The organism is Achromobacter sp. 10T422, assembly GCF_056394065.1.
The window spans coordinates 286,825-298,682 of sequence record NZ_JBFTHD010000007.1 but is presented as its reverse complement, the minus strand read 5'-3'; the positions used below and the strand labels follow the sequence as shown (position 1 = coordinate 298,682).

Sequence of the window (11,858 nt, the reverse complement as noted above, 5' to 3'; positions counted from 1 at the left end):
GATCAATCAGGAAAGCCGGCGGCACAAGGCCGCGGCATCAGAACTCGAACATCAAGGCGGCGGCGAAAACGGTAGAGGCGGTTTTTAACGACTCAGGTTTTTTCAGCGGCCAACCGGCAGACAGGTCGTAGCTGGCTTGAACGTACGGAACCGATAAGCGCCCGCGCAGTCCGGTGACCGCTCCTGCCAACGTGCGCCCCGATAACCATTGCGCCGATTCGCCGCCCACGCGCCCCACGTCCACGCCCGCATACAGTTGATGGCCGGGCGCTCCCAGCATGTTGTCCAGCCCCAGCGACAAGTCGTTGCGCAGCGTCCAGCCGTCTTCGGCCGCCAAGGTCATCTGTCCGTCGAAACCACGCACCGCATAGCGGTTGCCGATGGTGAAATAGTCCGAGGGCACCACAGCCGTCTTGGCATGCTGGATTTGCCAGTTCACGTGGTAGGCCCAGGGTTGGTCCGCCATCTGGAACGGCAGGTACAGGCCGGCATTGGCCGCAACGATGGTGCTGCGGCCGTTCCAGTCGGGCTTGCCGTAGACGTAGCCGGGCTGGTCGGACAAGCCGGTCAACGTGCCGCGCACGCCTGCGCCCATGTCCAGCACCGCGCGGCCCAGATAGTGGCGGTGCGCAACGTTCAAGTCGTAGCCCGTGACGTCGCGCCGTTGAACATCGATGGGCTCATCGTTCAACGTGCTGCCAACGCGTTTGCGCAGCAGGGCCAACGTCGCCGTGCCCTTGTAATCGGCGCCGCGATAAGGCACCAGCGACACGCCCGCTTGCAGCTGCTTGGTCGTGCCCCCGTAGACGATGGGCTCATCGAAGCCGGCCACGGCTTGGCGATAGGTGGATTTGCTGGCGCTGGCGAACACGGCCCAGTAGCCAAACGGAATGTTGTAGTGGATGGACGCCGCCCGCGTGTTTGAATCCGCGTCGCGCCAGCGCGCGTTGCTGTTCCACGCGACGGACAGCTGGTCGTACAGGAACAAAGGGGAATCCAGGGTCAGCCCGGCGTTGACCTGATACTTGCCGATGGCATCCAGCCCGCCGTTGTCGCCGCCCACATAGCCATGCCAGCGTTTGCCGGTGCCTGGGCGCAGGATGATGTCGGAGTCGCCCAGTTCCGGGCCCGGAGCGACATCGATGGCGGCGTCGGACTGGCCGCGAAGCCGGCGAATGTTCTCCAACGCCTGGTCCAGATCGCGCTGATTCAAATTGCCGCCGGGGCCAGTCGGCATCGCGGTGCGCCACCAGCCGATGGCGCCTTCGTCTTGCACGCCGGAAATGCGGCCCGGCAAGTAGCGCAAGGTCAGCACCCCGGCGGCCAGGGACTGTTCAGGCACGACGACCCTCGCGGTGACCTGCCCGCCTTGAATCAGCAAACCATTCAGATGGTCTTGCAAGCGGCGCAAGCCTTGCCCGCCGACGCAGTGGCCGACGATGACGCCGCTTGCGGCCTCAGCCATGGCCGTGGGCGGCGCGGCTTGCTCCCAGGACAGATCGCGAATCACGAAGCAAGGCGTCTCAACGGGCAGCTCCAGCCCGGCCGGATCGCTATCGCCGCCCGAGGACATGACGTCCGGACGCTCGGCCGCGCGGGCGCGCTGGGCGTCCAGTTCTTGCTCTTGTCTGCGTTCAACCTCCACGGGTCGCAGCACCGCTTCCGGCGGAGTCTGCGCGATGGGCTCGGTGGGAAAAGCGCCCGCCGCGATCAAAATACTTGCGGCGACACGCCGGCACCAAAGGGAATTCATAACGGTTCGGCGCCGCAGCGAGCCGCGGGCGCCATCTATCTCGATGAAACTAAATGTGGATGTAGTTTGCGATACAAGATAGCCAATAACCACAAGAAATCGCCGCAATGGGTCAAAATCTGATTTTTACTAATATTTGAACGACGTTTTAATGCTATTCGGCGACGTTGATGGATTTTAGTAATTTTCAGATTTTCACTTTTCCGTCCCTGCCAGGGAACGGCGCCGCAGCGCCTGGGACACATTGCGCCCGGCCCCATGCAAGTAACCCTTTGATTTTCGGCGGTTTCCCCTAAAATAACGGCCCCCGCTCTGCCCGCGCTAAAATTGCGCAGCTTTTGATCATTGGCGCCGGCTCGCGCCCACCGAGGTATTCCATGTCTTCCCCCAAAGTCGGCTTCGTCAGCCTGGGCTGTCCTAAAGCCCTGGTCGACTCCGAACGCATCCTGACCCAACTGCGCACCGAAGGGTACGAAGTCACGCCCGAGTACAACGACGCGGACGTCGTCGTCGTCAACACCTGTGGATTCATCGACAGCGCCAAGGCGGAGTCGCTGGAAGCCATTGGCGAAGCGCTGGCCGAAAACGGCAAGGTGATCGTCACCGGCTGTATGGGCGTTGAGGAATCGGTGATTCGCAAGGTGCACCCCAGCGTGCTCGCGGTGACTGGCCCTCAGCAATATGAAGAGGTGGTGCGCGCCGTGCATGAGGCCGCGCCGCCCAAGCAGGACCACAACCCCTATCTGGATCTGGTGCCGCCGCAAGGCGTGAAGCTCACGCCGCGCCACTACGCGTATCTGAAGATCTCGGAAGGCTGTAATCACCGTTGCAGCTTCTGCATTATTCCGTCGATGCGCGGCGACCTCGTCAGCCGTCCGGTGGGCGATGTCTTGAGCGAAGCCGAGCGCCTGGTCAAAGCCGGCGTGAAGGAAATGCTGGTGATCTCGCAAGACACCAGCGCCTACGGCGTGGATGTGAAGTACCGCAGCGGGTTCTGGAACGGCCGCCCGGTCAAGACGCGCATGACCGAGCTCTGTCTGGCCTTGTCCGAAATGGGCATCTGGACGCGCCTGCACTACGTGTACCCGTATCCGCACGTGGACGAAGTGATTCCGCTGATGGCGGAAGGCAAGATCCTGCCGTACCTGGACATTCCCTTCCAGCACGCCAGCCCGCGCATCCTGAAGGCCATGAAGCGCCCGGCGTTTGAAGACAAGACGCTGGCGCGCATCAAGCGCTGGCGCGAGATCTGCCCCGACCTGACCATTCGTTCGACCTTCATCGTGGGCTTTCCCGGCGAAACCGAGGAAGACTTCCAGTACCTGCTCGACTGGATGCAGGAAGCGCAGCTGGACCGCGTGGGCTGTTTCCAGTATTCGCCGGTGGAAGGCGCTCCCGCGAATCTGCTGGACAACCCCGTGCCGGACGACGTGAAGCAAGACCGCTGGGAACGCTTCATGGAATTGCAGCAAGGCATCTCGACCGCGCGCCTGGCCCGCAAGGTCGGCCGCGAGATCGATGTGCTGATTGATGAGGTCGACGAAGACGGCGCCGTGGGCCGCAGCAGCGCCGACGCGCCCGAGATCGACGGCTGTGTCTACGTCAGTTCGGACAAGCCCTTGAAGGCAGGCGACATGGTGCGCGTGCGCGTCACGGATTCCGACGAATACGACCTGTGGGGCGACGTGATCTGATCACGGCGGGTAAGGCGAAAAGCGAAAAACGCCTTCACCCCAAAACAAAACCCGGCCTCGCAAGGCCGGGTTTTTTTACGTCTGCGCGGTCGCGCATCCGTCTTCCTATTGCTGCTTTCGCTTACGTCTTGGCCAGAAAGTCCGACATATCGTCGGCGTGTTCCTCTTCCACCGCCAGGATTTCTTCCAGCATGCGGCGCGTGGTGGAGTCCTGTTCGCCGATGTATTCGATCATCTGGCGATAGCTGTCGATGGCGATGCGCTCAGCGATCAGGTTTTCCTTGATCATGTCTTCCAGCGTATTGCCTTCGACATACTCGGAATGACTGCGGTCCAGAATGCCCTTGGGCGACAGGTTCGGTTCGCCGCCCAGCTGCACGATGCGTTCGGCCAGTTGGTCCGCGTGCTGCTGTTCCTGCGCCGCGTGTTCGGCGAATTCCGCGGCCACCGGTTCGGCGTTCAATCCACGGGCCATGAAGTAGTGGCGCTTGTAGCGCAGCACACAGACGATCTCGGTGGCCAGCGCCTCGTTCAGCAGTTTCAACACGGTCTGCCGGTCTGCACGGTAGCTGTCCGTGACGGCGCCAGATTCAATATCCTGACGCGCCTTGGCGCGTATCGCCTTCACGTCCATGTCGAAGGGGCGGGGGTTTCGGGTTGCTTGTTCCATATCGTTAGCTCCTCTAGGTTAGTGAAAGCACGACGACGCTGGATATCCAGTCGTACCGAATGATTGAGTCTACCGATCATGGCGGATCTTGCTGTGTCCAAACATTGCTCCCGCCCCCGTTTTGCGTCACCCCCAAGGGGCGAAAACCCCTCGGTCAAACCTTGCGTAAACTATCGGCTTCCCGAAAAGCCGGTGACGCAATCTGTAACTGGCCCGGCAATCTGCAACCCTTTTATGACTCTGAAGAACATCTGCGTGTATTGCGGCTCGAATCCGGGCACGCGCCCCGACTACATCGAGCAAGCCCRCGTACTGGCCCGCGAACTGGTCAAACGGGATCTGGGCCTGGTGTACGGCGGATCGGTCGTCGGCATCATGGGCGTGATCGCCAATGAAGTGCTGGCGGGCGGCGGCCGCGTGATTGGCGTGATTCCCGAGTTGCTGCAAAAGAAGGAACAGGCGCATCGCGGCCTGACCGAGCTGCACCTGGTGCAGAACATGCACGAACGCAAGGCCATGATGATCGACAAGGCCGACGGCTTCATCGCCCTGCCCGGCGGTGCCGGCACGCTTGAGGAATTCTTCGAAGTCTGGACCTGGGCGCAATTGAACATGCATCAAAAGCCCTGCGGCTTGCTGAACATTGCGGGGTACTACGATGCGCTGGTCCAGTTTGTGGACCACGCCGTCGACGAAGCCTTCATCCGTCCGCAGCATCGCGACATGCTGGTGGTGGAAGAAGACCCGGCCGTGCTGCTTGACCGCTACGCCATTTACGAGCCGCCCAACGTCTCGAAATGGTTCGATCCCATCAAGGCCGCCTGACACCCATATCAAGACCATGACGGAAACCCACGTAATGTCCTCTGATTCGTTGTCCCCTTCCAGCACCGAATCCGTGCTGCGCGACTACTTTCACGCGAAGGACGAAAACCGCCCGCACTTCATGATGCGTGCGTTCGCCCCCGACGCCGTGCTGAAAATGGCGCTGCGCACGCAGGCCATTGCCTTCCCGCCCGAATCGCATGGCGCAGCCGCAATTGCCGACACGTTGGTGCGCAAATTCGGCCAAACCTACGAGAACGTGTACACGTTCTACCTGTCGCGCCCCGAGTCCGGCGAGCGGCTGCCTGATTACCAATGCGACTGGATCGTCGGCATGACGGAAAAGGCCACCGGCAACGTGCGCGTGGGCTGTGGCCGCTATGACTGGAAATTCCAGCCCGAACCGTATCGCGCAACCGACCTGACCATCACCATCGAAACCATGGTGACGCTGCCGCCCGGCGACATGCCCGCCGTCTTTGGCTGGCTGCTGGGCCTGGACTACCCGTGGACCAACGCTGCCCGCGTCGTGGCCAGCGCGCCGCCGCTGGAAGGCCTGGCGCCGGTCGTCCATTATCTGCTTCACCCCAACGGCTAGTAGGCCTTGCCGCCAGCCGGCTATCGGATTGATTACTTGAAATACGACCTTGCTGCTTTTGATTTCGACGGAACCCTGGCGGACACCATGCCCTGGTTCAATTCCATCCTCAACACGGTGGCTGACAAGTATGGTTTTCGCAAAATCGACTTGTCGGAACGCGACCAGCTGCGCCACCGCGAAGCCTCCGAGATCCTGAAGTATCTGGGCATCCCGCTGTGGAAGCTGCCGTCGATCATGACGCACGTGCGCACGCTGATGCAGGACATCGACCCCAGCGTGCACCTGTTCGACGGCATTCCTGCCGCGCTCGCGCAGTTGAAGGCCAGCGGCATGCGGCTGGCGGTGGTGAGCTCGAACTCCATCGAAAATGTGCAGCGCGTGCTGGGCGCGGAAACGGCCGCGCTGTTTGACGACTATGAATGCGGCACCGACCTGTTCGGCAAGGCCGCCAAGATCGACCGCCTGATGCGCCGCCACACCATCGCGCCGGAACGTTTCTTGCTGGTAGGCGATGAGATGCGCGACATCGACGCCGCCCGCAAGGCCGGCGTGCGTGTCGGTTCCGTCGCTTGGGGCTATAACCACATGGACGCGCTGCGTGAACGCGGCCCGGACGAACAATTCCTTGCTGTCGACGACCTTTCCGCCATCCTGGCCTGAACCGGAACCTTGCCATGCACACTGATCCCGCGCACCTCATCACCGACGCCGATGCCTTGCAGGCGCTCTACGGCGCGCCCGGCGAAGCCTCGCTGAAGAAAGAAGTGGATCACGTGCACCCGCACTATCGCGCCTTCATCGAGGCCGCGCCGTTTGCCGTGCTGGCAACGTCAGGCCCCGGCGGATTGGATGCGTCACCCCGCGGCGACCCCGCAGGCTTCGTGGTGGTCGAAGACGAAAAGACGTTGCTGCTGCCCGACCGCCGCGGCAACAACCGCGTCGACAGCCTGCAAAACGTGCTGGCCGATCCGCGTGTGGCGTTGTTGTTTCTGATACCCGGCGTGGGCGAGACCCTGCGCGTGAACGGCACGGCCCGCATCAGCGTTGACCCGGCCTTGCTGGCGCGTTTTGAAATGGATGGCAAGCTACCGCGTTCCGTGCTGATCGTGGATGTGCAAACCGTGTACTTCCAGTGTTCGCGCGCGCTGCTGCGTTCGCGGCTGTGGGAGGCGTCCACCCAGGTGCCGCGTAGCGCTTTGCCCAGCGTCGGCCGCGTGCTGTCGGACCTGACGGCCGGCACGTTTGATGGCGTGACTTACGACCGCGACTTGCCCGCCCGCGTAGCCAGCACGCTGTACTGATCGCAACGTAGAGGTGTCGCTCATGGCCCGCAATGTGGAAATCAAGGCCCAGGTGGATAGCCTGGACGCCATCGAACCCTTGGCTGCCGCCTTGTCCGGCCAGGAACCGGTTGCCATCGCGCAAGACGACACCTTCTTCGCCTGCACCCACGGCCGGCTGAAACTGCGCGCGTTTGCGGATGGCACGGGCGAGCTTATCTTCTATCAGCGCGCCGACGACAAGGGGCCGAAAGAAAGCTTCTACGTGATCTCGCCCACCGACTCGCCCGACACCTTGCGCGAAGCGCTGACGCTGGCGTACGGCGCAATCGGCCGCGTGAAGAAGCAGCGCGTCGTGTTCATGGCCGGACGCACGCGCATCCACCTGGACCGCGTCGAGGGCCTGGGAGAATTCCTGGAATTGGAAGTGGTGCTGCGCGACGGCGAAAGCGCCAGCGATGGCATGGAAGAAGCCCGCACCTTGATGGAGGGGCTGGGGGTGTCGGCGAAGCAACTGCTGTCCGGCGCCTACCTGGACTTGCTGGCCAGCCGCCAGCCGTAAGACACGCTGGCAGCGTCGGGGTCCGTCAGAGCGGTCCGCACTGCCAGACGTCAGCGTTCAGCCCGGTTGCCAGCCGCGCGCGAACACATCCACCGGCTGGCGCTTGCCGCCGGCTTTCTGCAACTCCAGCAAGCGCAACACGCCGCTGCCCGTGGCGATATCGATGCCTGAAGCGTCGGCACGCAACACGCTGCCGGGTTCGCCGGTGGCGTCAGACGCAACCACCTGCGCGCGCCACACCTTCACCGGGTCGGCCAGGCCGGGCAAACGAATGCTGGCGCCCGGCACGGGGTTGAAGGCGCGCACGCGGCGTTCCAGCAATTCGGCCGCTTGCGTGCAGTCCAGCGCGGCTTCGGCCTTGTCCAGCTTGGCCGCGTACGTCACGCCGTCTTCGGGTTGCTTCACTGGCGTCAAACCGCCCTGGGCCAAGGCGTTCAGGGCTTGCACAATGGCTTCGCCACCGGCCAGGGCCAGCGCGTCGTGCAGTTGCGCGGCGTTGGTGTCAGCGGTGATCGGCACCACGCGTTCCAGCAGCATGTCGCCCGTGTCCAGGCCTTGATCCATCTGCATGATGGTCACACCCGTCTGCGCATCGCCCGCTTCAATGGCGCGCTGGATGGGCGCCGCGCCGCGCCAGCGCGGCAACAGGCTGGCATGGATATTCAGGCAACCCAGGCGCGGCAGGTCCAGCACCCATTGCGGCAGAATCAGGCCATAGGCCGCCACCACCATGACGTCCGGCGCAATCTGCTCCAGCAACGCGCGAGCCTCGGCGGCCTCGTCGGGATAGCGGCCGTCCAGACGCAGGCTGCGCGGCTGGGCGACTGGAATACCGGCGTCCAAAGCCGCCTGTTTGACCGGGCTGGGCGTCAGCTTCAAGCCACGGCCAGCGGGCCGGTCAGGCTGAGTCATGACGAGCGGAATCTCGTGACCTGCGGCCCGCAAAGCGTCGAATGCGATACGGGCGAATTCCGGCGTGCCGGCAAAAACTAGGCGCATGGGGTGTCGGACCAAAGAGTGGAAAATTGGGAAGCAACCCGCGGGAAGCAACCCGGGAATCAGTCGCGCAGCGCTTCGCGCTCGGCCTTCTTCAGCTTGGTCTTGATGCGGTTCTGCTTCAGGTTGGACAGGTATTCGACGAAGACCTTGCCTTCCAGGTGATCCAGTTCGTGCTGCACGCACACGGCCAGCAGGCCGTCGGCTTCGAACTCGAAGGGCTTGCCGTCGATGTCCAGCGCCTTGCAGCGAATACGCGAGGCGCGTTCGACCTCGTCGTAGATGCCCGGCACCGACAGACAGCCTTCTTCGTAGATCTTGTAGTCGTCGCTGTGCCAGGTGATCTCGGGGTTGATCAGCGTCAGCAGGTCGTTGCTGTCTTCGGACACGTCGATCACGACCACGCGCTCATGCACGTCGACCTGGGTTGCGGCCAGGCCCACGCCGGGCGCGTCGTACATGGTCTCGGCCATGTCGCGCACCAGTTGGCGGATGCGGTCGTCGACTTCGGCTACCGGCTTGGCCTTTTTGTGCAAGCGCGGGTCCGGGTAGCGAAGGATAGGAAGTAAAGCCATTGAAGGGGAATCGCCAAAATAAAGTTTGAGTAAGAGTTTAATTCATTAGAGTCTTGATTTCTAATAGTTTTCGGCTAAGTCAGGCATTGCGCCGTTGATGTCGACACGGTTGTGTCCCTGCTTTTCAGACGCGTTTACAACGACGCTGCGGTGACGGTTTTGTCCCAGCCTGGCCCGCACCCCGCTGCCCCCGCATGCGACACTGCCAGACCCTTAACGCCTGACTCGCCTTACCCCGCCGTCCCTGCTCATGCCGCTTACGCATTCTTCCGACGAACTGTCCGCCTGGTTGCGCTTATCGCTCGAGCCCAACATCGGCTCTGCCACCGCCTGTACGCTGTTGAGCGCGCTGGGCCTGCCCGAGCAGATTTACGCGCAACGCGCCACGGCGCTCTCCCGCCACATTCCGGAAGCGCTGGCGCGGCAACTGGCCGCCCCGATGCCGGCCGATATGGCGGCGCTGGTGGAGAGCGCGCTGGAATGGGTCAGCGGCCCCGGCCGCCACATCGTGACGTTGGCTGACCCGACCTATCCGCAAAGCCTGCTGACCATCGCCGACCCGCCCATCCTGCTGTATGTGGCGGGCGACCCGGCGTTTCTGCAAGGCCCGTCGCTGGCGGTGGTGGGCGCCCGCAACGCCACGCCCGGCGGCCAGGAAAACGCCCGCGCCTTCGCCCGCCATCTGGCCGCACACGGCTGGCGGGTCATCAGCGGCTTGGCGCTGGGTATTGACGCCGCCGCGCACGAAGGCGCGCTGGACGCCGGCCGCGATGGCGCGGGCACGGTCGCCGTCATGGGTACCGGCATTGACCGCATCTACCCCGCCCGCCATCGCGACCTGGCGCACCGCATCGCGGCGCACGGCGCGCTGGTCTCTGAATTTCCATTAGGCACGGGCGCGCTGCCGCCCCACTTCCCCAAGCGCAACCGTATCGTGGCGGGTTTGGCGCGCGGCGTGCTGGTGGTCGAAGCCGCCAAGCAAAGCGGCTCGCTCATCACGGCCCGGCTGGCCGGCGAAAGCGGGCGCGAGGTGTTCGCCATCCCCGGCTCCATTCATTCGCCGCTGTCGCGCGGCTGCCATGCGCTGATCCGCCAGGGCGCCAAGCTTGTCGAAACCGCTGCGGACATTACCGACGAACTGGGTGGCGGCCCCACCCCTGCCGCGCGCCGCACGCGCGAGGCCGAGGCCGCGTTACCGGATCATCCCGTGCTGGACGCCCTGGGCTACGACCCGCTGCACCTGGACGCCATCCAGGCGCGCACGGGGCTGGATATCGGCGACTTGCAGGCGCAGCTGGTCGAGCTGGAATTGCAGGGCCGCATCGCCCGCCTGGACGACGGCCGATACCAGCGTCTGAAGTAGGGACTTTTGCGCCGGCATCCATCCGAAGCCTCCGTCCGATGGACCAAGCAGCCCGTCATGCGATGGCGCTACTATTGCCGATAGCGCCGCCGCGTTGCCCGCGGCGCCATCCAATACCGAACCAGGAAGAGACATGGCTTTGCCCTCCCGCGTGAAGATCGTCGAGGTGTCGCCTCGCGACGGTCTGCAGAATGAAAAGGAATTCGTGCCCACCGACATCAAGGTGGAACTGATCAATCGGCTGTCCGCCGCGGGCTTCCCCAACGTGGAAGCCGCGTCGTTCGTGTCGCCCAAGTGGGTGCCGCAAATGGCCGACGGCGCCGACGTGATGGCGCGCATCGAGCGCCGCCCCGGCACGATCTACTCGGTACTGACGCCCAACATGAAGGGGTTTGAAGGCGCGCTGGCCGCGGGCGCTGACGAAATCGTGATCTTCGGCGCCGCCAGCGAAGCGTTTTCGCAAAAGAACATCAACTGCTCCATCGCCGAATCCATCGCCCGCTTCGAACCCGTGGTGCAAGCCGCGCGCGAAGCCGGCATGCGCGTGCGCGGCAGCATCAGCTGCGCGCTGGGCTGTCCCTACCAAGGCGAAGTCCCCGTTGAAGCCGTGGTCGATGTGGCGCAGCGCTATCTGGCCATGCAGGTTGATGAGATCGACGTTGCCGACACCATCGGCGTCGGCACCCCGCAGCGCGTGCGCGACGTCATGACGGCGGTGACGCGCGTGGTGAACCCCGCTCACGTGTCCGGCCACTTCCATGACACCTACGGCCAGGCGCTGGCCAACATCCTGGCCGCGCTGGAAACGGGTATTTCGATTTTCCACACCTCGGTCGCGGGTCTGGGCGGTTGCCCCTACGCCAAGGGCGCCACAGGCAACGTCGCCACCGAAGACGTGCTGTACATGCTGCGTGGGCTGGACATCGACACGGGCGTGGACTTTGACGCCGTGGTTGATATCGGCCAATGGATGTCAGCGCATCTGAACCGCAAGGGTTCCAGCCGCGCGGGCAACGCCATCGCCGCCAAACGCGCCGCGTAAACGGGCCGCATGACGACGCCTGCCCCTGCCCCGTCCACCGAAGACCGCGCGGCGCTGCTGCGCGAGATCGGCCCGCTGCCGCTGTCGGGCCAGGCTTGGCCCGACTGGGTGCGCATCCTGGCCTGGGTGATTCTGGCCGTGCTGGGCGTGCAGGTCGTCACCACCGCCATCCGCGCGCCCGCGCAGCCGTTCGATACCGTGCTGGCCGTGGTGGTGGTGCTGTGTTTCGTGGGGCTGCTGTTTGTGTCGTGGCACATGCAGACGTCGATCACCACGATCGATGAAAAGGGCCTGCGCCAGACCTGGTTCACGCGCCGCGAAGTGGCATGGGAAGACGTGCGCGCCGCGCGCTTCGTACCGATGCTGTTTTCAAAGCGGCTGGTGATCTTCACGCATCGGGGCAAGCCCGTGATCATTCAAGGCGGCACGCGGGAACTGCGTACCGCGTTTGTGAAGATTGCTGAGTTGTACCGGCGGGGATGATGGATTGCGCGCGG

At 63.8% G+C, this 11,858-nt stretch carries 13 protein-coding genes; 9 read left to right on the top strand and 4 right to left on the bottom strand.

Features of this window, described 5'->3' with window-relative positions; genetic code table 11:
* Positions 1-37: 37 nt before the first annotated feature.
* Positions 38-1,753: a ShlB/FhaC/HecB family hemolysin secretion/activation protein gene (locus AC1DB0_RS20570; protein ID WP_476757527.1), complete on the bottom strand. Its 1,716-nt coding sequence runs from the start codon at positions 1,751-1,753 to the stop codon at positions 38-40.
* A gap of 377 nt (positions 1,754-2,130) precedes the next feature.
* On the opposite strand from AC1DB0_RS20570, the gene rimO reads away from it, so the two are divergent.
* On the top strand, positions 2,131-3,447 hold the full coding sequence (gene rimO, locus AC1DB0_RS20565; protein WP_054420633.1) for a 30S ribosomal protein S12 methylthiotransferase RimO: 1,317 nt from the start codon (positions 2,131-2,133) through the stop codon (positions 3,445-3,447).
* 121 nt (positions 3,448-3,568) lie between these two features.
* Here rimO and AC1DB0_RS20560 read toward each other — a convergent pair whose 3' ends face one another.
* A complete protein-coding gene (locus AC1DB0_RS20560; protein ID WP_054420634.1) occupies positions 3,569-4,117 on the bottom strand; it encodes a ferritin-like domain-containing protein in 549 nt (182 codons plus the stop codon).
* Between the two features lie 234 nt (positions 4,118-4,351).
* Between AC1DB0_RS20560 and AC1DB0_RS20555 the strand changes: the two genes are divergently transcribed.
* Genes AC1DB0_RS20555 through AC1DB0_RS20535 form a run of 5 tightly spaced genes read left to right on the top strand, consistent with a single transcriptional unit; the run spans position 4,352 to position 7,385 of the window.
* Positions 4,352-4,942 carry an LOG family protein gene (locus AC1DB0_RS20555; RefSeq protein ID WP_476758728.1) on the top strand — a complete coding sequence of 197 codons (591 nt, stop codon included), beginning with the start codon at positions 4,352-4,354 and terminating at the stop codon, positions 4,940-4,942.
* Between the two features lie 34 nt (positions 4,943-4,976).
* Positions 4,977-5,540 (top strand): hypothetical protein, encoded by a 564-nt coding sequence (locus AC1DB0_RS20550; protein WP_346553456.1) that lies wholly within the window; start codon positions 4,977-4,979, stop codon positions 5,538-5,540.
* Between the two features lie 36 nt (positions 5,541-5,576).
* Positions 5,577-6,203, top strand: coding sequence for an HAD hydrolase-like protein (locus AC1DB0_RS20545; RefSeq protein ID WP_054420637.1), 627 nt, complete (start codon positions 5,577-5,579; stop codon positions 6,201-6,203).
* Positions 6,204-6,217: 14 nt separating this feature from the next.
* Complete coding sequence (locus AC1DB0_RS20540) at positions 6,218-6,844, top strand: pyridoxamine 5'-phosphate oxidase family protein (RefSeq protein WP_447982774.1); 627 nt, start codon at positions 6,218-6,220, stop codon at positions 6,842-6,844.
* A gap of 22 nt (positions 6,845-6,866) precedes the next feature.
* Positions 6,867-7,385, top strand: a complete 519-nt coding sequence (locus AC1DB0_RS20535; RefSeq protein ID WP_175171738.1) for a class IV adenylate cyclase — start codon at positions 6,867-6,869, stop codon at positions 7,383-7,385.
* Between the two features lie 57 nt (positions 7,386-7,442).
* Here AC1DB0_RS20535 and fmt read toward each other — a convergent pair whose 3' ends face one another.
* Positions 7,443-8,384, bottom strand: coding sequence for a methionyl-tRNA formyltransferase (fmt, locus tag AC1DB0_RS20530; protein ID WP_476757526.1), 942 nt, complete (start codon positions 8,382-8,384; stop codon positions 7,443-7,445).
* 59 nt (positions 8,385-8,443) lie between these two features.
* Complete coding sequence (gene def / locus AC1DB0_RS20525) at positions 8,444-8,956, bottom strand: peptide deformylase (protein WP_175171736.1); 513 nt, start codon at positions 8,954-8,956, stop codon at positions 8,444-8,446.
* Between the two features lie 250 nt (positions 8,957-9,206).
* Between def and dprA the strand changes: the two genes are divergently transcribed.
* From dprA to AC1DB0_RS20510, 3 genes are all read left to right on the top strand, one after another.
* Complete coding sequence (gene dprA / locus AC1DB0_RS20520) at positions 9,207-10,319, top strand: DNA-processing protein DprA (protein WP_346553453.1); 1,113 nt, start codon at positions 9,207-9,209, stop codon at positions 10,317-10,319.
* A gap of 133 nt (positions 10,320-10,452) precedes the next feature.
* Entirely contained in the window at positions 10,453-11,361 is a 909-nt protein-coding gene (locus AC1DB0_RS20515; protein ID WP_054420643.1) for a hydroxymethylglutaryl-CoA lyase, read from the top strand.
* 9 nt (positions 11,362-11,370) lie between these two features.
* Complete coding sequence (locus tag AC1DB0_RS20510; RefSeq protein WP_175171734.1) at positions 11,371-11,844, top strand: hypothetical protein; 474 nt, start codon at positions 11,371-11,373, stop codon at positions 11,842-11,844.
* Positions 11,845-11,858: the final 14 nt, after the last annotated feature.